Annotated in this window: 19 protein-coding genes and 1 pseudogene; 5 read left to right on the top strand and 15 right to left on the bottom strand. The window is 68.3% G+C overall.

The genetic code is table 11. From position 1 onward, the window contains the following. Positions 1–264: 264 nt before the first annotated feature. The 11 genes and pseudogenes from BEN78_14250 to BEN78_14200 all read right to left on the bottom strand — a co-directional run bounded on the left by BEN78_14250 (position 265) and on the right by BEN78_14200 (position 15,939). Entirely contained in the window at positions 265–1,992 is a 1,728-nt protein-coding gene (locus tag BEN78_14250; protein ID ASR45157.1) for a single-stranded-DNA-specific exonuclease RecJ, read from the bottom strand. Beyond that, positions 1,989–2,947: pseudogene (locus BEN78_14245) on the bottom strand (hypothetical protein). Before BEN78_14245 ends, BEN78_14250 begins: the two are co-directional and overlap by 4 nt. Before the next feature lie 4 nt (positions 2,948–2,951). Further along, positions 2,952–3,428: a transcription elongation factor GreA gene (locus BEN78_14240; protein ID ASR44352.1), complete on the bottom strand. Its 477-nt coding sequence runs from the start codon at positions 3,426–3,428 to the stop codon at positions 2,952–2,954. After that, positions 3,425–6,709 carry a carbamoyl phosphate synthase large subunit gene (locus tag BEN78_14235; protein ID ASR44351.1) on the bottom strand — a complete coding sequence of 1,095 codons (3,285 nt, stop codon included), beginning with the start codon at positions 6,707–6,709 and terminating at the stop codon, positions 3,425–3,427. Before BEN78_14235 ends, BEN78_14240 begins: the two co-directional genes overlap by 4 nt. A gap of 180 nt (positions 6,710–6,889) precedes the next feature. Then, on the bottom strand, positions 6,890–7,447 hold the full coding sequence (locus BEN78_14230) for a hypothetical protein (protein ASR44350.1): 558 nt from the start codon (positions 7,445–7,447) through the stop codon (positions 6,890–6,892). Further along, a complete protein-coding gene (locus BEN78_14225) occupies positions 7,444–8,571 on the bottom strand; it encodes a carbamoyl phosphate synthase small subunit (GenBank protein ASR44349.1) in 1,128 nt (375 codons plus the stop codon). The genes BEN78_14230 and BEN78_14225 overlap by 4 nt, the downstream gene beginning before the upstream one ends. A 131-nt stretch (positions 8,572–8,702) precedes the next feature. Beyond that, a complete protein-coding gene (locus BEN78_14220) occupies positions 8,703–9,392 on the bottom strand; it encodes a 4-hydroxy-tetrahydrodipicolinate reductase (GenBank protein ASR44348.1) in 690 nt (229 codons plus the stop codon). Positions 9,393–10,915: 1,523 nt separating this feature from the next. Next, the gene (locus BEN78_14215; protein ID ASR44347.1) at positions 10,916–12,043 is read right to left on the bottom strand and encodes a molecular chaperone DnaJ; all 1,128 of its coding nucleotides are present in this window, start codon (positions 12,041–12,043) and stop codon (positions 10,916–10,918) included. A 114-nt stretch (positions 12,044–12,157) separates the two neighbouring features. Then, entirely contained in the window at positions 12,158–14,083 is a 1,926-nt protein-coding gene (locus BEN78_14210) for a molecular chaperone DnaK (protein ID ASR44346.1), read from the bottom strand. A 132-nt stretch (positions 14,084–14,215) separates the two neighbouring features. After that, the gene (locus BEN78_14205; protein ASR44345.1) at positions 14,216–14,746 is read right to left on the bottom strand and encodes a nucleotide exchange factor GrpE; all 531 of its coding nucleotides are present in this window, start codon (positions 14,744–14,746) and stop codon (positions 14,216–14,218) included. A 107-nt stretch (positions 14,747–14,853) separates the two neighbouring features. Then, the gene (locus BEN78_14200; GenBank protein ASR45156.1) at positions 14,854–15,939 is read right to left on the bottom strand and encodes a heat-inducible transcriptional repressor HrcA; all 1,086 of its coding nucleotides are present in this window, start codon (positions 15,937–15,939) and stop codon (positions 14,854–14,856) included. 117 nt (positions 15,940–16,056) lie between these two features. On the opposite strand from BEN78_14200, the gene BEN78_14195 reads away from it, so the two are divergent. Continuing rightward, the gene (locus BEN78_14195) at positions 16,057–17,727 is read left to right on the top strand and encodes a DNA repair protein RecN (protein ASR44344.1); all 1,671 of its coding nucleotides are present in this window, start codon (positions 16,057–16,059) and stop codon (positions 17,725–17,727) included. Positions 17,728–17,787: 60 nt separating this feature from the next. On the opposite strand, the gene BEN78_14190 is transcribed toward BEN78_14195, so the two are convergent. After that, positions 17,788–18,192 (bottom strand): transcriptional repressor, encoded by a 405-nt coding sequence (locus BEN78_14190; protein ASR44343.1) that lies wholly within the window; start codon positions 18,190–18,192, stop codon positions 17,788–17,790. 128 nt (positions 18,193–18,320) lie between these two features. On the opposite strand from BEN78_14190, the gene BEN78_14185 reads away from it, so the two are divergent. Next, complete coding sequence (locus BEN78_14185; protein ID ASR44342.1) at positions 18,321–18,704, top strand: hypothetical protein; 384 nt, start codon at positions 18,321–18,323, stop codon at positions 18,702–18,704. A gap of 7 nt (positions 18,705–18,711) precedes the next feature. Here the strand turns inward: BEN78_14185 and BEN78_14180 are convergent, their stop codons facing one another. Next, positions 18,712–18,978 carry a hypothetical protein gene (locus tag BEN78_14180; GenBank protein ASR44341.1) on the bottom strand — a complete coding sequence of 89 codons (267 nt, stop codon included), beginning with the start codon at positions 18,976–18,978 and terminating at the stop codon, positions 18,712–18,714. Between the two features lie 8 nt (positions 18,979–18,986). Continuing rightward, on the bottom strand, positions 18,987–19,421 hold the full coding sequence (locus tag BEN78_14175) for a ubiquinone-binding protein (protein ASR44340.1): 435 nt from the start codon (positions 19,419–19,421) through the stop codon (positions 18,987–18,989). Positions 19,422–19,459: 38 nt separating this feature from the next. Between BEN78_14175 and BEN78_14170 the strand changes: the two genes are divergently transcribed. After that, on the top strand, positions 19,460–19,960 hold the full coding sequence (locus BEN78_14170) for an SsrA-binding protein (protein ID ASR44339.1): 501 nt from the start codon (positions 19,460–19,462) through the stop codon (positions 19,958–19,960). Between the two features lie 12 nt (positions 19,961–19,972). Here the strand turns inward: BEN78_14170 and BEN78_14165 are convergent, their stop codons facing one another. Then, complete coding sequence (locus BEN78_14165; GenBank protein ID ASR44338.1) at positions 19,973–22,090, bottom strand: hypothetical protein; 2,118 nt, start codon at positions 22,088–22,090, stop codon at positions 19,973–19,975. A 320-nt stretch (positions 22,091–22,410) separates the two neighbouring features. On the opposite strand from BEN78_14165, the gene BEN78_14160 reads away from it, so the two are divergent. Together BEN78_14160 and BEN78_14155 are read left to right on the top strand one after the other, a co-directional pair. Next, the gene (locus BEN78_14160; GenBank protein ASR44337.1) at positions 22,411–22,758 is read left to right on the top strand and encodes a hypothetical protein; all 348 of its coding nucleotides are present in this window, start codon (positions 22,411–22,413) and stop codon (positions 22,756–22,758) included. A 717-nt stretch (positions 22,759–23,475) separates the two neighbouring features. After that, positions 23,476–24,036 carry a hypothetical protein gene (locus BEN78_14155; protein ASR44336.1) on the top strand — a complete coding sequence of 187 codons (561 nt, stop codon included), beginning with the start codon at positions 23,476–23,478 and terminating at the stop codon, positions 24,034–24,036. The last annotated feature ends 33 nt before the right edge of the window (positions 24,037–24,069 follow it).

Below are 24,069 nucleotides of genomic sequence, written 5' to 3'. Positions count from 1 at the left end.
GCGGCGCGCGCATTCTCGCACCCGTTCAGGGAAAAAGGGATCACGGTCTCGCGCGGAGCGAAAGAGGCCACTTCCCCGGCTGCCGATGGACGCTCCGCTTCGAAGATGGGCCCATCCGGCCCCTCGCCAAACCAGAACCGGGGTCAAAACCGGGGTCAGAGTGCAATTCGTCCCGCGAAGTTGCACTCTGACCCCGGTTTTTGGGGGTGAGGCGACAGCTCGGCTCGGACGCCCGCAAGTCACGCCCGCCGCCGACGCCGTCCCTCAGCCCGCCATCGGCTCCCGGTGCTCGACCAGCAACTGCACTGCATCGCCGCCGCGGTAGTCGTCGGGCGCGAGCCGGTAGACGATACGCTCGCGAGGGGCCGGCGCGACCTCGCGCCAGGCGCCGAAATGGATCGCATCGACGGTCGCCGGACGGCCGTCGAGCCGCAGGCTGAGCTTGAGGTGCCGCCCGCCGACCACCCGCCAGTCGACGATCGTGAACTCGCCGTCGAACAATGGCTCGGGGAAGCCCTGCCCCCAGGGGCCGGCGTCGCGCAGGTGCGCGGCGTGCACGATGTCGAATTCGCCGGGCCCGAGCGGACCATCGGTAACGATCTCCGCCCGCAGCAGCGCCGGATCGAGCAGGGTCGCGACCGCCTGCCCGAAGGCGCGCTCGAACGCCGGCAAGGCCTCGCGCCGCAGGCTCAGGCCGGCCGCCATCGCATGGCCGCCGAAGCGCTCGATCAGGCCAGGATGCGCCACGTCGACCGCGGCCAGCACGTCGCGGATATGCAGGCCCGGAATCGAGCGCGCCGAGCCGCGCAGCTGGTCGCCGCCGGGCTCGGCCGGTGCGAAGGCGATCACCGGCCGATGCAGCGCATCCTTCATCTTCGAAGCCACAAGACCGACGACCCCCGGATGCCATTGCGGATCGTGCAGGCAGACCCCGATGGCCGCGGGATCGACCGGCGGTCGGCCGGCGACCGCGGCCTCGGCGTCATCGAGCATCGACTGCTGCACTGCGCGGCGCTCGGCGTTGATCGCGTGCAGCGTCGCCGCGAGCGTCTGCGCCTGGGTCGCGTCGTCGGTGAGCAGGCATTCGATCCCGATCGCCATGTCCTCCAGGCGCCCGGCGGCGTTGATGCGCGGCGCGATGCCAAAGCCGATGTCGCCGGTGGTCAAGCGCGCCGCCTGTCGCCCCGACACGTCGATCAAGGCCTGCAGACCGGCGCAGCCTTGCCCGCTGCGCAGCCGGCGCAACCCGGCCGCGACCAGCGCCCGGTTGTTGACGTCCAGCGGCACGAGATCGGCGACGGTGCCGACCGCGACCAGATCGAGCAGCGTCGACAGGTCCGGCGCTGGACCTGCGAAGGCGCCGGTCTCGCGCAGCCGCCGGCGCAGCGCCAGCAGCACGTAGAAGATCACCCCGACGCCGGCCAGCGCCTTGCTCTGGAAGCGGTCGCCGGGCAGGTTCGGATTGACGATCGCATCGGCCGGCGGTAGCGCCTCGCCTGGCAGATGGTGGTCGGTCACCAGCACCTGCCAGCCCCGCGCTTTCGCCGCGGCGACGCCGGCGTGGCAGGCGATGCCGTGGTCGACGGTCACCAGCAGCGCGGGCGCCAGTGGCGCCAGCGCATCGACCAGGCCGGGCGACAGCCCGTAGCCGTGGACGATGCGATTGGGCACGGCATGCACGATATCCCGCGCACCCAGCATGCGCAGCCCCCGTACCGCGACCGCACAGGCCGTCGCGCCGTCGCAATCGAAGTCGCCGACGACCAGGATCCGCCTGCGCTGGGCGATGGCATCGGCGAGCAGGGTGGCCGCCGCATCAATGTTCGACAACCCGTCGGGCGGCAGCAGCCCGGCCAGGCGTGGCTGGGCGGCCTGCAGGTCGTGCGCACCGCGCGCCGCATAGATGCGCCGCAGCAGCGCCGGCACCGTCGCCGGCCAATCGCCGCCGGGCGCGCTGTCGCGACGTCGGATCGTCGGCGACGGACGCGTCATGGCCGCGCCGCCGTCGCCGGCACAAGAGCCCGGCGCCAGATGCGCAGGCGGTGCCAACGGCGCAAGGTCAGCACCCGGCCATCCTCGTCGTCGAGAACCAGGGTGTCGAGCCGGCCATCGGCCAGCGCTGCGAGGGCGGGCCGCAGCCAGTCGGCCTGCAGTTGGCGCAGGTCGCGCAGCCCCCCAGGTCGATCAGCAGCGCGTCGCGCAGCGCGGGCCAGCCCGACGGCAGCGATTCAACTTCGGTCGCGATCGCCGCGAGCGCGCGCAGCGTCGCATCGTCGGTGAGCACGCGCGCCTGTGCGCCGCGGGCCACCCCGGAGTCCGCGGGCAGCGCCCCGCCGCCCCAGAACCATAGCGCATTGACCGGTGGCTGTCCGGCCGCCGTCCTCGCGGTGTTCCAGGGATGCGTGTGCAGGAGGATCTGCGCCTCGTTCGCCAGCGCCCGCCAGCGCCGGGCCTCGGCGCCGCCATCATCGTGATCGGCCAGATCGGTGCCGAGCGCATCGGACGGGTCGACGAACGCCGGCAGCGGAGTCTCCCGCGGCAGCCGCAGATACCAGCGCGATGGCGACGGCGCGTCGAGCGCGAAGCCGGCCTCGGCGAACACCGGCTGCAAGACCGGCAGCAGCGCGTCGACATCGGCCTGCGCCAGGCCCAGCGTCTCGCCGTGGCCCATCAGACGCACGCCATTGATGTCCGGCCGCAGCCACGCCGGGTCGGCGCGCAGCCAGGCACTGTCCGGTGCATCGGCATCGCCAACATCGACCTGGCGCGACAACGCCGCCAGCGGCCAGCCGCCTTCGGGCGTCACGACGTGCCGCGCAAGCTGGGGTCGACGCCCAGGCGCGGCCATCGTGCGATCGGCACGGCCCAGTGCCCGCACGATGTCCGGCTGCCAGCGCTGCGCGCCGAAACGCGCGGCGGCGGGCAGCAGGAACGTCGCCGAGGTCATCGGCTCAGCCGAGATACTCGACGCTGACGATGTCGTAGTCGCGGGTGCCGCCCGGCGCATCGATGCTGATGCTGTCGCCCTCATGCTTGCCGATCAGCGCACGCGCCACCGGCGAGGAGATCGCAATCAGACCCTGCTTGATGTCGGCCTCCAGGTCGCCGACGATCTGGTAGCGCTTCTCTTCGTCGGTCTGCGCATCGGCGATCACCACTGTCGCGCCGAATACCACCTTGTCGCCGGCATTGAGCTTGGCGACATCGATGACATCGGCATGCGACAGCTCGCTCTCGAGCTGCTTGATCCGGCCCTCGATGAAGCTCTGCTGCTCACGCGCTGCGTGGTACTCGGCGTTCTCCTTCAGATCGCCGTGCGCACGCGCCTCGGCGATCGCATCGATGACCGCCGGCCGCTTGACCGACTTCAGTTCCTCGAGCTCCTCGCGCAGGCGCTGCGCGCCGCGCGTGGTCATGGGTGCCCTCATGGCGTCCCTCCTGTGTGTGAGTTGGATGGCGACGCGCCGCCGTCGAGCTGCGCGTGCAGTTCCTGCAGGGCCCAGACCGGGCCGCTGCCGCGATAGTCCAGCGAATGCAGCAATGCGCGGGCGCCAGCCACCGTGGTCGAGTACGTGACCCGGTGCTGCAGCGCTTCGCGACGGATCGAGAACGAGTCGGAGATCGCCTGCTTGCCCTCGGTGGTGTTGACGATGTACGCGATCTCCCCGTTCTTGATCAGGTCGACGATGTGCGGTCGGCCCTCGACCACCTTGTTGACCTGCTCGCAAGCGATGTCGTGCTCGCGCAGCCACTTGGCGGTGCCGGAGGTGGCGACGATCGCATAGCCCTTGGCCGCCAGATCACGCGCAACCGGCAGCACGCGCTTCTTGTCCGGGTCGCGCACCGAGACGAAGACCTTGCCGCTGGTGGGCGGGGTGCGGATGCTCGCCGCCTCCTGCGCGCGCGCGAACGCCGCGCCGAAGCTCTCGCCCACGCCCATGACCTCGCCGGTCGAACGCATCTCCGGCCCGAGGATCGGGTCGACGTTCTGGAACTTGGCGAACGGGAAGATCGCTTCCTTGACCGAGTAGTACGACGGCACGATCTCGGTCGTCGCCCCCTGCTCGGCCAGCGTCTTGCCGGCCATGCAGCGCGCCGAGATCTTGGCCAGCGGCAGCCCGATCGCCTTGGACACGAACGGCACCGTGCGCGACGCGCGCGGGTTGACCTCGAGCAGGAAGATCGTCTCCACGCCCGCGTCGTCGGTCTGCACCGCGAACTGGGTGTTCATCAGGCCGACGACCTTCAGCTTGCGGGCCAGTGCCGCGACCTGCTCGCGCAGGCGCGCCTGTACATCGCTCGACAGCGAGTAAGGCGGCAGCGAGCACGAGGAATCGCCCGAATGCACGCCGGCTTCCTCGATGTGCTCCATGACGCCACCGATCAGCACGTTGCCGTCCTTGTCGGCGATCACGTCGATGTCGACCTCGACCGCGTTGTCGAGGAAGCGGTCGAGCAGCACCGGCGAATCGTTGGACACCTTGACCGCGTCGCGCATATAGCGCGCCAGGTCGGCATCGGCGTGCACGACTTCCATCGCCCGGCCGCCGAGCACGTAGCTTGGCCGCACGACCAGTGGATAGCCGATCTCGCGCGCCAGCACCAACGCTTCCTCGGGGTTGCGCGCCGTGCGGTTGGGCGGTTGCTTGAGGCCGAGCTCGTCGACCAGCTTCTGGAAGCGCTCGCGGTCCTCGGCCAGGTCGATCGAGTCGGGCGAGGTGCCGATGATCGGCACCCCGTTGGCCTCGAGCGCGCGCGCCAGCTTGAGCGGCGTCTGGCCGCCGTACTGCACGATCACGCCCTTGGGCTTCTCGATCTCGACAATCTCCAGCACATCCTCGAGCGTCAGCGGCTCGAAGTACAGACGATCGGAGGTGTCGTAGTCGGTCGAGACCGTCTCGGGATTGCAGTTGACCATGATGGTCTCATAGCCGTCCTCGCGCAGTGCGAGGGCGGCATGGACGCAGCAGTAGTCGAACTCGATGCCCTGCCCGATCCGGTTCGGCCCGCCGCCGAGCACGATGATCTTCTCGCGGCCGCTGGGACTGGCCTCGCACTCGTCCTCGTAGGTCGAGTACAGATAGGCAGTGTCGGTCGCAAACTCGGCCGCGCACGAGTCGACGCGCTTGTAGACCGGGCGCACACCGAAGGCGCGGCGCAGTGCACGCACGGCCTGCTCGTCGGTGCCCAGCAACTGGGCCAGGCGCGCGTCGGAAAAGCCCATGCGCTTGAGCGCACGCAGCCGCGCCTGGTCGAGCGCGTCGATGCCATTCGCCGCGACCTCGCGTTCGGTTGCGATGACCTCCTCGATCTGATCGAGGAACCACGGATCCACGTACGACAGGCCGTGCACGTCCTCGACCGACAGGCCGGCGCGGAACGCATCGGCCAGGTAAAACAGCCGCTCGGGGCCCGGCTCGCGGACCTCGCGGCGCAGGGTCGCCAGGTCGCCTTCGTCAGTCAGGTCCAGGCCGGTCGGATCGAAACCCACCTTGCCGGTCTCCAGGCCGCGCAGCGCCTTGTGCATCGATTCCTGGAAGGTGCGGCCCATCGCCATGACCTCGCCAACCGACTTCATCTGCGTCGTCAGGCGGGCGTCGGCGGTGGGGAACTTCTCGAACGCAAAGCGCGGGATCTTGGTGACCACGTAGTCGATCGACGGCTCGAACGAGGCCGGGGTCTTGCCGCCGGTGATCTCATTCTTCAGTTCGTCGAGCGTGTAGCCGATCGCCAGCTTGGCCGCGACCTTGGCGATCGGGAAGCCGGTCGCCTTGGAGGCCAGCGCCGAGGAGCGCGACACGCGCGGGTTCATCTCGATCACCACCACCCGACCGGTGGTCGGGCTGATGCCGAACTGCACGTTCGAACCGCCGGTGTCGACGCCGATCTTGCGCAGCACCGCGATCGACGCATTGCGCAGGCGCTGGTACTCCTTGTCGGTGAGCGTCTGCGCCGGCGCGACGGTGATGCTGTCGCCGGTGTGCACGCCCATCGGGTCGAGATTCTCGATCGAGCACACGATGATGCAGTTGTCCGCGGTGTCGCGGACCACTTCCATCTCGAACTCTTTCCAGCCCAGCACCGATTCCTCGACCAGCACCTCGCCGACCGGCGACAGCTCGAGGCCGCGCTTGATGATCTCCTCGAACTCCTCGCGGTTATAGGCGATGCCGCCGCCCGAGCCGCCGAGCGTGAAGCTGGGCCGGATGATCGTCGGATAGCCGACCTTGGCCTGGATCTCGACCGCCTGCTCAAAGGTGCGCGCGACCTCGGCCTTCGGGCACTCCAGGCCGATCTCCTGCATCGCCACGCGGAACAGCTCGCGGTCCTCGGCCATGCGGATGGCCTCGCGCTTGGCGCCGATCAGCTCCACGCCGTACTTGTCGAGCACGCCGTTGTCGGCCAGGTCGAGCGCGCAGTTGAGCGCGGTCTGCCCGCCCATCGTCGGCAGCAGCGCGTCGGGCTTCTCCTTGGCGATGATCTTCTCGACCGTCTGCCAGTTGATCGGCTCGATGTAGACCGCATCCGCGGTCTCCGGGTCGGTCATGATCGTGGCCGGGTTGGAGTTCACCAGCACCACGCGGTAACCCTCCTCGCGCAGCGCCTTGCAGGCCTGCGCGCCGGAGTAGTCGAACTCGCAGGCCTGGCCGATGACGATCGGTCCGGCCCCGATGATGAGAATGGTCTGGATGTCGGTGCGCTTTGGCATGGCTTTCTCTAAGGTCGGTACCGCGTATCGGGGAGCGATCGCCCAGTGTCGATCAGGACGCGGGCTCGAAAGGGGACGACGGCGCGCATGGCGGGATGGGCCCGGGCAACGGCCTGCGTGAAGTGGTGCGCCATGCGCCCGGGCGAACGTTGGACGCGGGCCATCGGGGCCAGGACGCGATCACGACAGCGCCTCGACCGGAACCTGGATGCCGCAGGTGCGCGCCATCTCGTCGCTTGCCGCCTTCACACGCTGGGGCGCAAAGCTGTGAACCTGATCGAATCCGCTCACGAGCGCCCAGAAAGCCTTGCCCTGGGTGAAGGCCTCGATCTGCGCCAGTTGCTCGGGCGAGAGGGTATCGGGCGGTGGCTGCACTCTGCCGGTCCGCATGTTGGCGAGCACCATGTCGGCGGCGACCGCCCCGGCCGGTGTCTCGATGAACGCGTTCCACTTCGCCAGATGCTCAGCGCCCTGCTCGCCCAGCGCCTCGGTGAAGATCTGCCGCATATGGCCGACCACCAGTGTCCGCATCGGGCCCTGCGCGCAGTCGCGTTCGCTCGCCTCCATCTCCACGAACGGCGGCACGGCCTGCACGATGTCCCGGGCGATCTCCTCACCGAAGCGCTCGATGCCCAGACGTTGAAGCAGCGCCGCAACGCTGGCTTCGGACGCGGGCGCGGCCGCCACAGGCATGGCGGCGCACAGGGCGGCGAGCAAGAGCAGGCGTGCGGCGGTCATGCCCGGTCGGTCGCCATCAGCGCCACGAACTGGTCGAACAGCGGCGCCACATCGTGCGGCCCCGGCGACGCCTCGGGATGGCCCTGGAACGAGAAGGCCGGCGCATCGGTCAGCGCGATGCCCTGGTTGGTGCCGTCGAACAGCGAGCGATGGGTCACGCGGACATTGGCCGGCAACGTCGATTCGTCGACCGCGAAGCCATGGTTTTGCGAGGTGATCATCACCCGGCCGCCGTCGACGGCCTGCACCGGATGGTTCGCGCCATGGTGGCCGTGCGGCATCTTCATCGTCTGCGCGCCGGCCGCCAGCGCCAGCAGCTGGTGGCCCAGGCAGATGCCGAAGGTCGGGACCTTGTTCTCGATGAAGGTGCGGATCGCCTCGATCGCGTAATCGCACGGCGCCGGGTCGCCGGGGCCATTGGACAGGAATACACCGTCGGGCTTCAGCGCGAGCACGTCACTGGCCGGCGTCTGCGCCGGCACCACGGTCAGCTCGCAGCCGCGCTCGGCGAGCATGCGCAGGATGTTGTGCTTGACGCCGTAGTCATAGGCCACGACCTTGAACTTGGCCGGCGCCGACACAAAGGCGTTCGCGTCCAGATCCAGCTGGCCGTCCGACCAGCTGTAGCGCTCGGTCGTGCTGACCACCTTCGCCAGATCCATGCCCTTCAGGCCCGGGAACTTGCGCGCGGCCTCGAGCGCCTGGTCCACATTCACCTCGCCGGCCATCAGCGCACCGTTCATCGCGCCACGGTCGCGCAGCAGGCGCGTCAGCTTGCGGGTGTCGATGCCGGCGATCGCGACGATCCCGCGCGCACGCAGCCATTCGGGGAGTGCGATCTGGCTGCGCCAACTGCTCGGACGGCGCGGCACATCGCGCACGATCAGCCCCGAGGCCCATACCCGTCCAGCCTCGTCATCCTGGTCGGTACAACCGGTGTTGCCGATATGCGGATAGGTCAGCGTCACCAGCTGGCGCGCATACGACGGATCGGTGAGCACTTCCTGGTAGCCGGTCATCGCGGTGTTGAACACCGTTTCACCGACCGACAAGCCAGGAGCGCCCACGGAAACGCCCTCGAACACGGTGCCGTCTTCAAGGACGAGAATTGCGGAATCTGTCACGTGGTCTTCGCCTACGTCAGGTTGCAGGAAACCGCCAGAGCGGCGGCAGCCGGTCCGGAGGCGAGAGGTTCAGGCGAGCGAGAATTGTACCGACGCCGGCCCCGCTGCGCCAGCGCGGCGCACGCGACCGGTCACGCAACCGGCGCGTCGCCTGCGCCGAGCAGCTCGGCGATCGCGTAACGGCGCGGCGCGCGCCCGGCCAGCCGCATCGCGACGTGCAACGCCCCGGCCGCGAAGATGTCGCGATCGCCGGCCCGGTGAACGAGCTCGATGCGCTCGCCGCGGGTCGTGAACTGCACCAGATGCTCGCCGACGATATCGCCGGCGCGGATCGAGGCGTAGCGCGGACGAGCGCCCTGCCCCTCGGCGGCCGCGCCCAGCGTCAACGCGGTCCCCGATGGCGCGTCGAGCTTGCGCGTGTGGTGCGACTCGACGATGTCGCAGTCCCAGCCCGGCAGCATCGCCGCCGCGCGCGCCACCAGGTCCTGCAGGACCGCGACTCCGAGGCTGAAGTTCGAGGCCCACAGCACCGGAATCCGCGCCGCCGCGGCGTCGAGGGCCGCGGTCTGCGCCTCGGACAGGCCGGTGGTGCCCGACACCAGCGCCGTACCACGCCGCTCGCACAGCGCCAGCAGCGCATCGAAGCCCGCCGGCAGGCTGAAGTCGATGGCGACGTCGAAGGGCGGCGCGCCGCTGAGCTCGGCGGCGCCGAAATACGGCACCCCGCCGATCACCCGCTGGCGCGGCGCACTGCCCGACACCGCCGCCACGACCACCAAACCGTCGCACGACGCTGCCAAGCGCAGCACCGCCTGCCCCATCCGGCCGGATGCCCCGTGCACCAGCACCCGGACAGGTGCGCTCATTGGGTCACCGCCAATCGCAGCAGTGGGGTTGAAATGGCAACGCCATCGGGTCGGATCTTCATAGCGCGCATTCTAGCCTCGAGGCGGAAGCGTGGCCGACCGCCTCGGGTGAAGATCGCACTGCATCGTTTCCAGGACTGAGCGTTCCAACAACGAACGCAGATCCACGCATTTCACATGGCCCGTGGCGGGCGCGGCGCAATCCGCTGCGCGGGTCAAGCACAGCTTCGTCGTATCCGGGCGATGCATGGCGATTTTTTCGCCACCACGAGCGTGCCGCGCCAATGAAGGGCCGCCCCTGCTTATCCACATCTTTGTGACCAGGCCATCCACACCGGCTGTGGACGACCGCGGCCGGAGTCGGCGCAGCGCGGCCGTCAAGTCGCGACCTTGCCTCGGTCCTCGCCGGCCCGGGAGGCGACAGCATGCGATGCATCCACAGTTGCGCAGGTCAAGTCCAGATTCTCCGGCTGCCCAGGCGGATGGCGAAAATTTCACCACGCAAAATGCACCCGCCTGCGAAGCGGCCGCGCGATGCTTATCCACACCTTTGTGACCAGAGCATCCACATCGCTTGTGGATGACCGGCGTGGTGGCCGCGATCGCGACGTCGTCAAGCGGCCGCGGGGTGTTCTCCCCGCCTGGGGTTCGACTGCAACACCGTGCCTGCAATGCCATCGCCCATGGCGCTGGATCGTCGCATCGCGCCGCTGCGCCCACGCCGTTGGGCGCGCAGACCATGCACGCGCCGTGCGTATGCAGAACCGATTGCGCGAAGCAAGCCCTGCGTTGGGCTGCGAACCAACGGCTGGCGAAAAAATGACCAGCCAAAAACACACCCGATCGCAAGCGGGGCGGCGCGGCTTATCCACATGTTTGTCGTCATGACATCCACACCGGCTGTGGATACCGATCGCGCTATGGGCAATGTGTCCGTCCGTCAAGCAGTCCGGTCGCGGAATCGACGCGCCATGCCCATTGCGCGTCTCGAATCGCACCGATGATCGTCCGCAATGCGGATGCGCCCAACGACCTGCAGGCCACAATCGCCGCACCGGGCGTGGCCCATCGGCGGCACTGGCGTCGCGTGACGTACCGCGTCAGCCGTTCGCAGCTCGCCTGCGGAGCGCCCAGTCGGTGCTCGGCCGGCGCCTAGGTCGAAGACGTCGATCCCATCGTCTCAGCGACGAGGTGCGTGGGCGGTACTTCGGTGTGGTGCGCCGGGCTGACAGGCGCACGAAGCGGCCTGTCGTACACGCATTGAACATCCACGGACGCCCGCGCCGTGTCTGCAGCTCGCCTTGTTTGCGTCAAGAGGGGCACATGACGATGTGCCCGCTCGGGCACGGCTTGCCCCACGCAGCGGGGTCAGCACTGCGGCACAAGCGTATGGGAGCCTGTCGGCGGAAGGCGGTCGACGCCTTCGCCGCATCTGCATCGCGCGCGCCGCCGAGCGCCTCGCCGAGCGGCGCGCGGGCTCAGGACGTCATGCGTTCCCAGAAGCCCTTGACGCCATCCATGAAGGTGCTCGACTTGGGCGAATGCCGGCGTGCGTTCTCGGTGGTGAACGTCGCCTCGAAGCGCTGCAGCAGATCGCGCTGGTCGGCCGTCAGATTGACCGGCGTCTCGACGAAGATCTTGCAGTACAGGTCGCCGACCGAGCGGCTGCGCACCGACTTGACGCCCTTGTCGCGCAAGCGGAACACCTTACCGGTCTGGGTCTCGGCCGGAATGCGGATCTCCGCCTCGCCGCCGAGCGTGGGCACGCGCACCGTGTCGCCGAGCGCGGCCTGCGAGATGCGGATCGGCACCTCGCAATGCAGGTCGTCGCCGTCGCGCACGAAGATGTCGTGCGGGCGCACCCGCACCTCGACATAGAGATCGCCGGGCGGCGCACCGGCCGGACCGGCCTCGCCTTCGCCCGACAAGCGGATGCGATCACCCGAATCGACGCCGGCGGGAATCTTCACCGACAGCACCTTTTCGTCCTCGACCCGGCCCGCGCCATGACACGTCTTGCAGGGATTGGCGATCACCTGGCCATGCCCGCCGCAATGCGGACAGGCCTGCTGCATCGTGAAGGGCCCGCGCTGCATGCGCACCTGGCCGCGACCGGCGCAGGTCGAACAGGTCTCGCGCTTGCCATCTTCCGAGCCGCTGCCATTGCAGTCGTCGCAGCCGGTCAGCGTCGGTAGCTCGATGCGCTTCTCGACACCAGCGACCGCTTCCTCGAGATCGAGCTCCATCACATAGCCCACGTCGGCGCCGCGACGCGGGCCGCTGCGTCCGCCGCCGCCGAAGATGTTGCCGAAGATGTCGCCAAAGATATCGCCCATGTCCGGACCGAAGCCCGGTCCGGCATTGCCCCCGCCCATGCCGTGCTCGAACGCGGCATGCCCGTGCTGGTCGTACATCCGACGCTTGCCGCCGTCCGACAGCACCTCGTAGGCCTCCTTGCACTCCTTAAACGCGGCCTCGGCGGCGGCATCGCCTGGGTTGCGGTCCGGGTGGTGCTTCATCGCGCAACGGCGATACGCCTTCTTCAGCTCGTCTTCGCTGGCGGTGCGGGAGACGCCAAGGACTTCGTAGTAATCGCGTTTGCTCATGAGGCCGTGATTCGTAATGCGGGATGGGGGAGGCCAAGCGTTAGAGTGTGACCACGCGAGAAAGAAGCGGAGCTGAGCTCCGCTTCTTTCCATCACGCATCACGACTGCGCCGATTACGCCTTCTTCTCGTCGTCCTTGACCTCGGTGAACTCGGCATCGACCACGTCGTCGGACTTGGGCGCATCGCCCTGCCCGCCGACGTCGCCACCGCCCTGCTGGCCGGCCGCGGCCGCGGCGGCGAACAGCTGCTGCGAGACTTCCTCGAGCTTCTTGGACTTGGCCTCGATCTGCGCCTTGTCGTCACCCTTCATCGCGGTCTCGACCTCGGCGATCGCCGCCTCGGCATTGCCGATCACATCGCCGGGCACCTTGTCGCCGTTGTCCTTGATCGCGCTGCGGGTCGCGTGCACCAGCGCATCGGCCTGGTTGCGCGCGGCGACGAGCTCCTGGAACTTGCGGTCGTCCTCGCGGTGCGCCTCGGCGTCGGCGACCATCCGCTGGATCTCGTCATCCGACAGACCCGAACCGGCCTTGATCTCGACCTTCTGCTCCTTGCCGGTCTTCTTGTCCTTGGCTGACACGTGCAGGATGCCGTTGGCGTCGATGTCGAACGACACCTCGACCTGCGGCATGCCGCGCGGCGCCGGGTCGATGCCGGTCAGGTCGAAACGCGCCAGCGACTTGTTGAAGCGGGCCTGCTCGCGCTCGCCCTGCAGCACGTGCACGGTCACGGCCGACTGGTTGTCGTCGGCGGTGGAGAACGTCTGCGAGGCCTTGGTCGGGATCGTGGTGTTCTTCTCGATGATCTTGGTGAACACGCCGCCCAGGGTCTCGATGCCCAGGCTCAGCGGGGTCACGTCGAGCAGCAGCACATCCTTGACGTCGCCGGCCAGCACGCCGCCCTGCACTGCCGCACCAATCGCGACCGCCTCGTCGGGGTTCACGTCCTTGCGCGGTTCCTTGCCGAAGAAGTCGGCAACGGCCTGCTGCACCTTGGGCATGCGGGTCTGGCCGCCGACGAGAATGACCTCGTTGACGTCGGACGCGCGCAGGCCGGCATCGTTGAGCGCGATGCGGCAGGGCTCGATCGAGCGCTTGATCAGATCCTCGACCAGCGCTTCGAGCTTGGCACGGGTCAGCTTGATGTTCAGGTGCTTCGGGCCTGAGGCGTCGGCAGTGACGTACGGCAGATTGACCTCGGTCTGCTGCGACGACGACAGCTCGATCTTGGCGCGCTCGGCCGCGTCCTTCAGGCGCTGCAGCGCCAGCGGGTCCTTGCGCAGGTCGATGCCCTGATCCTTCTGGAACTCCTCGACGAGGTAGTCGATGACGCGTGCGTCGAAATCCTCGCCGCCGAGGAAGGTGTCGCCATTGGTGGCCAGCACCTCGAACTGCTTCTCGCCGTCGACTTCCGCGATCTCGATGATCGACACGTCGAAGGTGCCGCCGCCCAGGTCGTAGACCGCAACCTTGCGGTCGCCGCCGCTCTTGTCCAGGCCATAGGCCAGCGCGGCCGCGGTCGGCTCGTTGATGATGCGCTTGACGTCGAGGCCGGCGATGCGGCCGGCGTCCTTGGTCGCCTGGCGCTGGCTGTCGTTGAAGTACGCCGGCACCGTGATCACCGCCTCGGTGACCTTCTCGCCCAGGTAGTCCTCGGCGGTCTTCTTCATCTTCTCGAGGATGCGCGCCGAGACTTCCTGCGCCGACAGCTTCTTGCCGTCGCTGGTCGCGACCCAGGCATCGCCGTTGTCGTGCTCGAGGATCTTGTAGGGGACCAGGCCGATGTCCTTCTGGACCTCGGCGTCCTTGAACTTGCGGCCGATCAGGCGCTTGACCGCGAAGAACGTGTTGTTGGGGTTGGTGACGGCCTGGCGCTTGGCCGAGGCGCCGACCAGCACCTCGCCGTCCTTGGTGTAGGCGACGATCGACGGCGTGGTGCGGTCGCCCTCGCTGTTCTCGATGACCTTGGCCTTGCCGCCGTCCATGATCGCCACGCACGAATTGGTCGTGCCGAGATCGATGCCGATGATCTTTGCCATTGCAGTGCTTCCTCTAGGAAATGTCGTTGTGCGGGGACGGCGGCGAGGCCGTCGATGCGGGGTATCTGGGGACGCGCAACACAGCGTTCAAGCGGTGTGATGCGCAAGGGCGCCAGTCGGCGCCGGTCGCGCTCAGTCGGCCTTGGCCACGACCACCATCGCCGGGCGCAGCAGGCGCTCATTGAGCAGGTAGCCCTTCTGGAAGACCTGGGCGACCGCGCCCGGCGGCACGCCCGGCACCTCGACGATGCTCATCGCCTGATGGTGTTCAGGGTCGAAGGGGTCGCCAGCCGCCGGCGCGACCACGCGCAGACCGTTGCTCTCGGTCGCCTTGACCAGTTCGCGCAGCGTCAGTTCGACGCCGGCGCGCAGCGGATCGTTCTCCGGTGCGCTCGCCAGCCCCGCCTCGAGCGCGTCGAACACCGGCACCAGCGACGAGAGCAGGCGCTCGTTGGCGAACCGGCGCGCGGTCTCGATCTCGCGCGCCAGGCGCTTACGCTGGTTCTCTAGGTCGGCGCGCTCGAGCAGGCTCTGGGCGCGCACCTGTTCGAGCTCGGCCTTCAGCAGCTCGACCTGCTCGGTCAGCTGGGCCTCGACCGGCGTGGCCTGGTCGTTGGACTCGTGGGTTTCGGGGTGCTGCGTCTCGTGCTGTTCCTGGGTCATGTCTGGTTCCGGGGCGGGCGTCTGGCCGCCGACCCGCCCAGCTATGGGGCTGGCCGCCGCGGTTTCAAGCCGCGGCCGGGAACTCGACGCCGCCGCGCCCGGTGACTTTAGGCCGCGTCTGGCGTGCGGCCCGGCGCGCCCTCGCCTGCCGCAGGATGGCCGCCGAGCGCCGCGCCCAACAGATCGGCGGTCGCCTGCACCACCGGGATCACCCGGTCATAGGCCATGCGGGTCGGGCCGATCACCCCCAACACGCCCAGCGTCCGCCCGCCCGCGGCATAGGGCGCGGTGACCAGCGACACGCCCTCCAGCGGCGCCAGGCCGGTTTCCTCGCCAATGAAGATGCGCACGCCCGGCGCGTGCAGTGTGCGTTCGAGCAACTGCAGGATTTCGCGCTTGCGGGAAAACGCCTCGAACAGTTCGCGCAGCCGGTCCAGATCCGACAGGTCCTGCACCCCGATCAGCCGATTCTGCCCGGCCAGCACCATGTCCTCGTCGGCCGGCACCAGCGCCTGTTCGGCCAACTCCATCGTCTGCGCCAGCAGCGCCTCCATCTCGTCGCGGGCGTGGCGAAGTTCCTCGACCAGCGTCGCCCGCACCACCGCCATGGGCCGGCCCGCGCAATGTTGGTTCAGGTAATTGGCCACGCGCTCGAGCTCGGCGGCGTCGAAGCTGCGCCGGGTCTGGAAAATCCGGTTCTGCACCTCGTGGTCGGCGAACACGATGATCGCCATGACCCGCTGGCCGTCGAGCGGCACGAAATCGATGTGCCGAAACGCCAGTTGCTCGCGTCGCGGCACCGAGACCACGCCGACGAAGCGCGTCATCGCCGAGACCAGCTCCGACGCACTGCCCAGCAGCGACTGGTGCCCGCCGGCCCCGGTCAGCTCCCCGCGCAGCCGCACCAGCTCCTGCTCGCGCAGCGGCTTGACCTGCAGCAGCGAATCGACGAACACCCGGTAGCCCTGCGCGGTGGGCACGCGCCCGGCCGAGGTGTGCGGGGAGCTCAACAGCCCGGCTTCTTCCAGGTCGGCCAGGATGTTGCGGATGGTCGCCGGGCTCACATCCAGACCGGCATGCCGGGCGAGCGTCTGCGACCCGACCGGCTCGCCGTCGCGGATGTGCCGCCCGATCAGCGTGCGCAACAGTTGGCGGGCGCGCGGGTCGAGCGGATGGCGGGTGTCGGACGACATGCGGGCGGTATACGGCGCCGCCGCCACCGATGCAAGCGCGGTCTCCACCGGTGAGACGTGCGCGGGCTATCAAGCCGCCGCTACACGACCGCAGGCCGCCAAGGCACAATTCCACCGATGCTCACCCACCTCGCCATTCGCAACTTCGCCGTCGCCACCGCCACCGACCTCGAGTTCGGTCCGGGGCTGACCGTCATCTCCGGCGAGACCGGCGCCGGCAAGTCGCTGCTGGTCGATGCGCTGGGCTTTCTGTCCGGCCAGCGCGCCGACAGCGGCATCGTCCGCCACGGCGCCGAGCGCGCCGAGCTGCATGCCGAATTCACGCTGGACGACGCCGCACCGGCGCTGCGCTGGCTGCGCGACAACGAGCTCGACGAAGGCGCGACCTGCCAGTTGCGGCGCACGCTGCGCGCCGACGGCGGCTCGCGGGCCTGGATCAATGGGCGGCCGGCGACGATCGCCCAACTGTCCGAGCTCGCCGGACGCCTGGTTGAGATCCACGGCCAGCACGAACACCAAGCCCTGCTGGCACGTGGCAGCCAGTTGGCGCTGCTCGATGCCCAAGCCGGCAATGGCGCGTTGCTGGCCGCGGTCCGCAGCGCAGCGCAGGACTGGCGCACATTACAGGGCGAGCGCGAGGCGCTGATCGGCATCGGCGATGTCGGCGAGCGCCGCGACTGGCTGCGCCACCAGCTCGACGAGCTGGAAGGCGAGCGGTTGGAGCCCGAAGCAATCGCCGAACTGCACGTCGCGCACCGGCGCCATGCCAACGCTGCCGGCCTGATCCAGACCTGCGACGCCGCGCTGGCCCGGATGAGCGGTGAGGACGCCGTCGGCCTGCCGCAGGCGCTGCACGCGCTGCGCCACGAACTGGGTCGGATGCGTGCGCACGAACCGCGGCTGGGCGAGGTGGACGCGATGCTCGACGCCGCCACGATCCAGCTCGACGAGGCCACCCGCCTGCTCGGCCAGGTCCGCGACGACCTCGACATCGACCCGGCCGAACTCGAACTGCTCGAGCAACGCTTGGGCCGGCTGCACGAACTGGCGCGCAAACACCGTGTCACGCCCGAAGAACTGAGCGAGGTTCAGCAGCGGCTGGCCGCCGAGCTCGAACAGCTCGACGGCGCCGGCGAGCGCCTGGCGCGCCTGGACGGCGAGATCGACGCAGCATTCGCGCGCTGGCGCAGCGCCGCTGACCGTTTGGGCACCGCCCGCCGTAAGGCCGGCAAGGCGCTGTCGAAGGCAACGACCGCGCTGATCCACGAGCTCGGCATGGGTGGCGGGACCTTCGAGATCGCGTTCGAGCCGGTCGAGCACGACCGGCCCGATCCGCAGGGCGCCGAGCGCATCGAGTTCATGGTGTCGGCGAATGCCGGTCAGCCGCCGCGACCGCTGCGCCGTGTGGCATCGGGCGGAGAACTATCGCGTATCTCGCTGGCGATCGAGGTCGCAGCACTGGGCCACGACGCGGTGCCGACGATGGTCTTTGACGAGGTCGACTCGGGCATCGGTGGCGCGGTCGCCGACATCGTCGGCCGCAAGCTGCGCGCGCTGGGCGCCAGCCGCCAGGTGCTGTGCGTGACCCACCTGCCCCAGGTCGCCTCCAAGGGACATGCGCACTATCGCGTGCACAAGGCCGCGAGCGGCGGTGCGACCGAAAGCCGGGTCAGCCTGCTCGACGCCGAGGCCCGGACCGAAGAACTGGCGCGGATGCTCGGCGGGGTCGAAGTCAGCAGCGAAGCCCGCGCCGCGGCCCGAAAGCTGTTGGAGACAGCCGGTCCCTGAACGGTGGCGCGGCCTCGGGCCGCACCTACGGATCGCGCGCTCGGCCGCCGGCCGCTTCGTTCAGCGGCGCTTGCGCACGTACAGCACCAGCGAGTGGTCCTCGAGGTGGTAGCCGTAGCGTTCGGCGATCTCGTGCTGCAACTTTTCGATCTCGGCGCTTTCGAACTCGATGATCTTGCCGGTGTCCACGTCCACCATGTGGTCGTGGTGGCCGCCACGGTCGAGCTCGTAGACTGCGTGCCCACCCTCAAAATTGTGCTTGAGCACCAGGCCCGCGGCCTCGAATTGGGTGAGCACCCGGTACACCGTGGCCAACCCGATCTCGTCGCCCTGCTCGAGCAACTGCCGGTAGATGTCCTCGGCGGTGAGATGCTGCCGCGGCGTGCGCTGCTCCAGCAGGTCCAGAATCCGCATGCGCGGGTGGGTGACTTTCAGTCCTGCCTTGCGCAGGTCGAGCGATTCCATGAAGTGTCTCCGAGTACAGGCCGGCATTCACTGGCGGTTGAACGCCGGCTGCCTGAATCGCGGTGGCGGCGTGACGCGCAGTGTATCATCGGCCCGGTCTCCGCAGCCCCCGGCCCCTGCCCTCCGCCATGCAGAAAGTCATTCTCGTCTCGGCCCTCGTCCTGGCCACCAGCGGCTGCGCCCTGGTCTACAAGCAGCCGATCTATCAGGGCAACCTGATCGAGCAGTCCGCGGTCGAACAATTGCAGGTGGGCATGGGCAAGCCGCAGGTCGAGGCGCTGCTGGGCTCGCCCGCGATCGCCGACCCGTTCCATCACCAGCGCTGGGACTACACCGCCACCCAGCGGGTCGGCCGCAGCGGCCAGACCGAGGTGAAGAACTTCACGGTCTACTTCGAGAACGACCAGCTTGCGCGCTGGGAAGGCGACTACTTCCCCAACCGCGATCAGGAACTGGCCGAGCAGATGCGCAAGTTCGGCAACCTGCCCAAGGAGCGCGGCAAGCGCCGCTGACGGCGCGTCAGTCCGCGTCGCGCTTCGCCGCGCGGCGCCTGCGCGCCTCTTTGGGATCGAGCTGCAACGGGCGCAACAGCTCCAGGCGGTCGCCATCGGCCAGTTTCGCAGCCGCCTCCACGCGTACGCCGTACACCGCATAGCCGGCAATGCCGGCCAGCACCGTCGGATCGGGCAACGCCGCCAACGCCATCGCGACATCGGCACCATCGGGCAGCGCGAGTGTCCAGCTGCGGTGCGCCCGGGGCTGCGCGTCAACGACCTCGATCCGCATCGTCGTGCTCAGCCGGCCGGCTCGCGCTCGGCGACCCGGATGAAATCGTTGACCATGCGATCGGCGAGCCCGCGGAACCCGAGGGTAAGCGCCGGCAGCATCAGGCGGCTGCTGGGCTCGAACTCCAGCGACAGCGACACCTTGCACGAGCTTGGATCCAGCGCGCGGAACGTCCAGCGCCCGTGCAACGACTTGAACGGGCCGTCCCGCAACTGCATGTCGATGGTATCGGGTGGCGACAAGATGTTCTCGGTCGTGAACCACGTCCGCAACGCGCCCAGGCCCAGATCCAGCCGGGCGACGATACGGTCGTCACCCGATTCGAGGACCTGCGCCGAATCGCACCAGGCGAACCGGCGCGGATAAGCAGGCACATCATTGACCAGCGCGAACATGCGCTCGGCCGGTTGCCCGACAAGGGCGCTACGTTCGATCTTGGGCATGACTCGCCTGGAGGTCGTGCTTCGAGGACAATGGGGAAATGAGCAAGAAAAGCGGCAAGGCCAAGGATAAAGCAAACAGCACCGGCACCATCGCGCTGAACAAGCGCGCGCGCCACGAATACCACCTCGAGGACCGTTACGAGGCCGGCCTGGCGCTGCAGGGCTGGGAGCTCAAGGCCATCCGCGCCGGGCGTGCCAACATCGGCGAGAGCTACGCCGTCATCCGCCACGGCGAACTGTTCCTGTTCGGCGCCCAGATCACCCCGCTGATCCAGGCCTCCACGCACGTCGTCGCCGATGCCCACCGCACGCGCAAGCTGCTGCTGCATCGGCGCGAGATCGACGTGCTCGTCGGCCGCGTGCAGCGCGATGGCTACACCGTCGTGCCGACCGCGCTGTACTGGAAGGGCAACAAGATCAAGGCCGAAATCGCGCTCGCCAAGGGCAAGCAGAAGCACGACAAGCGCGAGACCGAGCGCGAACGCGACTGGGCCCGCGACAAGCAGCGACTGCTGCGCCGGCACAACAAGGACGCCTGACCGCCGGCCCCCTCAGGGCCGCGACGGTTCCGGTTTGCGCGCCAGCGTGAAGCGGAACGTCGCGCCCTGCCCCGGCGCGCCTTCGGCCGAGATCGTGCCGCCGTGGCGTTCGACGATGCGCTTGACCGACGCCAGCCCCACCCCGTGGCCCTTGTACTCGTCCTCACGGTGCAGCCGCTGAAACGGACGGAATAGCTTGCCCGCGTAATCGGCATTGAACCCCGCGCCGTTGTCGCGCACAAAGAACGCCCCATCGGCGCCGCGGCCGAACTCGATCCTGGCCTCGGCGGTATCGGCGGTGAACTTCCAGGCGTTGCCGAGCAGGTTCTGCAGCAGATTGCGCACCAGCGCCGCATCGCCCTCGGCGGTCAGCCCCGGTGCGACGACGACCTCGACCTGCCGCGCCGGCTCGGCATGGCGCAACTCGGCCACCACCTCCTCCGCCAGCCGACTCAGATCCAGCGGGCTGCGCTTGAACTCGCCGCGGCTGATGCGCGACATCTTCAGCAAGGCGTCGATCAACGCATCCATCCGCGCGGCCGCATTGCGCACCCGTGCCAGATAGTCCTGTCCCTGTGCGTCGATCGCATCGCAGTAGCGCTCAGCCAGTATCCGCCCGAAGCCGTCGATGCTGCGCAGCGGCGCGCGCAGGTCGTGCGAGACGATGTAGGCGAACGACTCCAGTTCGTGGTTGGCCTGGGTGAGTTCGCGGGTCCGCTGCTCCACGCGCGATTCGAGCGTGCGATTGAGCGCATGCACCTGCGCCTCGGCGCGTAGGCGCTCGGTCACATCGTCGACCTGCACCAGGCGCGTGACCTCGCTGTCGGCCTCGCCCAGCACCAACGTCGAGGCCAGATGCACCTGGCGGATATCGCCATCGCACCGGCGCAGGCGCCGGGTGCTGCGATGCACCCCCTCGCGCAGCGCCTGCATTTCCTGTGTCCGTGTGACCTGATCCTGCGCATCGACGAAGTAGTCGCTCAGCCGCGTGCCGGTCATCGCCGCCTGCTCCAGGCCCGCGATCTGCGCCATTGCCGGATTGGTCTCGACGATGGCGCCGTTACGGTCCAGCAGCACCATGCCGATGGCCGAGTAACGCATCGCATTGCGGAATCGCTGCTCGCTGCGGCGGTAGGAATCACTGAGCCGGCGCGCCAGGAACTCCGCGCGCGACTGCGTCCTGGCCAGGGTGAGCACCACCGCGAACAGCAGCAACGACGCCAGCACCCCGGTCACCAGCGTGGTCTGCAGCTCGCGCATGCCGCCCGAGGTCAGCGGCCCGATGTGCTGGAAGTCGTAACGCCAGGTGCGGCCATAGACCGTCTGGGTCAACGAATGGAGCACCCGCCCCGAGGGATCGGCGTCGAAGTTGCGCGTCTGCAACACCGGCGCATCCCCGCCATCGGTCACATCCACGACGCGGAAGGCGGTATGGAGGCCACTGCTCACGCCGGACCGGTCGATGAAATCCGCGGACCGGAATGAGGCAAACACCCAGCCGATCAGCGCGTTCTCGCGCGCAGCCGGCGCCTCGGGGAACCGCACCGTGCGGTAGACCGGTCCGAACATCAGCACGCCCGGTCCACCATCGGCGGCCATCGGCCGCAATATCATCGGCGCACTCAGGCGCACCTGCCCGCTGTCGCGCGCGGCGTCCATCGCCGCGCGACGGACCGGATCGCTGTACTGGTCATAGCCGATCATCGTGCGCGAGCCCGGATTCTCCGGTTCGAAATAGACGATCACCCCATACTTGTCGCGCGCGCCGCGCGGCCGCACAGAGAACAGGCCCTCTCCCTGCGCCCGCCGCCGCAACTGCAGTTCGGACAACCCCCGCGGATCGACGTAGGCGACGTAGCCCAGGCCGACCATGCCCGGCAGTTGCCGAGCGATGTCCAGGCCCTCGACATAACCGCGCCATTGCCGGGTGGTCGGCATGTCCGCCGCAGCGCTATGCAGGGCCACCCCGCCCCGGATACTCAACTCGTACTGCAGCAGACGCTGACGGACCGCATCGGCCAGGCGCTCGGCCTCGGCCACGAAGCTGCCCTCGGCCAGCCGCTGCTCGCGCTCGCTTGCGTTGTGCGCGTACAGCGCGACCATCGACAGCGCACCGAGCAGTACCAGCACCGCGAGCCCATACCCTCGGCGCAGGCGCGCCCGCAGCGAAGCGGGCGTAAGGCGTTGAAAAGGCGAGGGTCCAGCCATCGCGACAGGATAACGGCCTGGCGACACGAAGACACCGCCCCCAGCGCCGCCAGCCCGGCATGGACAGGAACTGGACGGCTCCGCGCAGCGCCCCGGCGGTCGGATCCGCTGAAATAGGAGCTGCACAGCCACTCGGTCACAGGCGCGCTGAGCGCGGAACCGCACCGACCGGGCGGCCACACGCTGCTGGCTTGGCGGCCCCAAGGGGCGCAGGATGCTGCCCGTGGCCGCAAGAGCCCCCCATGCGCCGCTTCTCCATCGAAATCGACGCCATCGGCACCCCGGAGTCGGATCTGCTCGAATGCCTGACCCGCATCGACTTGCAGCAACCCCTGGATCCCGAGGCCTTGCCACTGATCGACCGACTCGTCGACGACGGCCTGGTCGATCGGACGCCCGATGGCGAATTGGCGCTGACCCTCGCCGGCATCGAACACAGCAAATCGCTGAACCTGCGGGTCTCTTCTGACAGCGCGGCACGCGGTGTGCTTGATGCACGTGGGGGCGGCGCGGCCTCTGAGCCTGCCCCACCGAATCCCGATTCCGCCCCCGGAACACGCCATCGTTCGTGTCCGTGTCCTGATGCGTAACTGATGCGTCGACACTGATCGCGCGGGTGGGGATTCCCGCGTCACCGGGTCGACACAAAAGCTTAGATTGACCGTTTCCAGGTCAGACAACGACACTGCGATGTCAGGGATTACGATGCGCAAGATCACGAGAATGATAATTGCGAGGTCGATTCTGGCCTCTCGACTGCGCGCCACAGGTGTGATCTCGATCAACCCAACTGAGCACGGAAGCAACGAACGACCCCATCGATGCCGCCTTCGAATAGGGCGCGCTGCAATGCGAAAATAGCTTCGGCGGAATCGCCACTGGCGTGCAGGTACATTCCATGCAGCATTAACCTGGCTTCTGGTCGGCCGCGGCCAACGTGCTTTGCGGCGTTTCTTGAGCCGCATAGCCTGATTGCCACCGGATGGGCTCTCTCGTTAAGCCATCTCAATGAGGACACCTTCACGAGACCGGACTCGCGGGCCGCACTTCTGGATGATCCGGTACATGCCTCGCATGTGTAGCTATCCCATGCAGCCCGACTAATCGATCAAAGCTGCTTCGGCCTGGTTGGCATCGAACAGCTAGCGACGACCAGATCGAAGCCTTGCACCGCGACCTGGAGTGAGCCCAAAATCGCCTCCGCGACGGAGTTTCATTCAAGGATGCAGGCCCGATCCAGTCGCGCTACGGAAGACAAACGCCGGGGACGGCACAGGGGAGATATGCGGAAGATTTTGATTGCGGCAATGCTGGCCGTGGGGCTTTCGGGATGCGTCTCGATACAAGGGCCGGGCTCGCGCGAAGAGTGGCAGGCGATTCACGTCCGGGAGTACCACGGCAAGAGCCAGAAGGATGTGCTCGACGCTGCGGAGAAGATCCTTCGCCTCGCAGACCATGACTTCAATTTCGACTACCCGGACGGGAAGCTGGTTGGCCAACGAAGCTGGGTCGTCTACATGGCGATCGCCATCGTTGGTGGCACCGATTATTGGACGGTTTCGACCGAAGCCCTTCCCAGCGCCACGAGGGTCACGGTCGACGTCACGAGGGCGACTGGAAGCGTGTACGCAGCGCCTGTGATTGGCGGGCCGGGGGCTACTGTCCAGCAGTCCTCGACACCTGGCGTTCCACTGCGCACCAGGGCTGCCTATGACCTGTTCTTCGCCCGACTCGACCACCTGTTGAGTGGCTCGGGGACATGGACAACATGCGATGAGTTCAAGCTTACGGTTGCCCGACGGGACCGCGGCGGGATCGACACACTGTGCTCAATCACCACGGACGACAAGGCGCCGGACGCGCCGTGACGACGCTTCTGATCGCATTGGCTGCGCGACAAT

The organism is Xanthomonas citri pv. mangiferaeindicae (genome assembly GCA_002240395.1).
Taxonomy (GTDB): Bacteria; Pseudomonadota; Gammaproteobacteria; order Xanthomonadales; family Xanthomonadaceae; genus Luteimonas; species Luteimonas citri_A.
Note: the sequence above shows the minus strand (reverse complement) of the source record. Positions and strands in the feature narration are given on the sequence as shown.

Bases quoted from the DNA above. Each gene is read 5' to 3' on its own strand.
- BEN78_14240 (ASR44352.1), bottom strand. From the start codon at position 3,428: ATGAGGGCACCCATGACCACGCGCGGCGCGCAGCGCCTGCGCGAGGAG.
- BEN78_14220 (ASR44348.1), bottom strand. From the start codon at position 9,392: ATGGGGCAGGCGGTGCTGCGCTTGGCAGCGTCGTGCGACGGTTTGGTG.
- BEN78_14215 (ASR44347.1), bottom strand. From the start codon at position 12,043: ATGAGCAAACGCGATTACTACGAAGTCCTTGGCGTCTCCCGCACCGCC.
- BEN78_14200 (ASR45156.1), bottom strand. From the start codon at position 15,939: ATGTCGTCCGACACCCGCCATCCGCTCGACCCGCGCGCCCGCCAACTG.
- BEN78_14170 (ASR44339.1), top strand. From the start codon at position 19,460: ATGAGCAAGAAAAGCGGCAAGGCCAAGGATAAAGCAAACAGCACCGGC.
- BEN78_14180 (ASR44341.1), bottom strand. From the start codon at position 18,978: ATGCGGATCGAGGTCGTTGACGCGCAGCCCCGGGCGCACCGCAGCTGG.
- BEN78_14250 (ASR45157.1), bottom strand. From the start codon at position 1,992: ATGACGCGTCCGTCGCCGACGATCCGACGTCGCGACAGCGCGCCCGGC.
- BEN78_14175 (ASR44340.1), bottom strand. From the start codon at position 19,421: ATGCCCAAGATCGAACGTAGCGCCCTTGTCGGGCAACCGGCCGAGCGC.
- BEN78_14235 (ASR44351.1), bottom strand. From the start codon at position 6,709: ATGCCAAAGCGCACCGACATCCAGACCATTCTCATCATCGGGGCCGGA.
- BEN78_14155 (ASR44336.1), top strand. From the start codon at position 23,476: ATGCTGGCCGTGGGGCTTTCGGGATGCGTCTCGATACAAGGGCCGGGC.
- BEN78_14195 (ASR44344.1), top strand. From the start codon at position 16,057: ATGCTCACCCACCTCGCCATTCGCAACTTCGCCGTCGCCACCGCCACC.
- BEN78_14185 (ASR44342.1), top strand. From the start codon at position 18,321: ATGCAGAAAGTCATTCTCGTCTCGGCCCTCGTCCTGGCCACCAGCGGC.
- BEN78_14190 (ASR44343.1), bottom strand. From the start codon at position 18,192: ATGGAATCGCTCGACCTGCGCAAGGCAGGACTGAAAGTCACCCACCCG.
- BEN78_14205 (ASR44345.1), bottom strand. From the start codon at position 14,746: ATGACCCAGGAACAGCACGAGACGCAGCACCCCGAAACCCACGAGTCC.
- BEN78_14160 (ASR44337.1), top strand. From the start codon at position 22,411: ATGCGCCGCTTCTCCATCGAAATCGACGCCATCGGCACCCCGGAGTCG.
- BEN78_14210 (ASR44346.1), bottom strand. From the start codon at position 14,083: ATGGCAAAGATCATCGGCATCGATCTCGGCACGACCAATTCGTGCGTG.
- BEN78_14230 (ASR44350.1), bottom strand. From the start codon at position 7,447: ATGACCGCCGCACGCCTGCTCTTGCTCGCCGCCCTGTGCGCCGCCATG.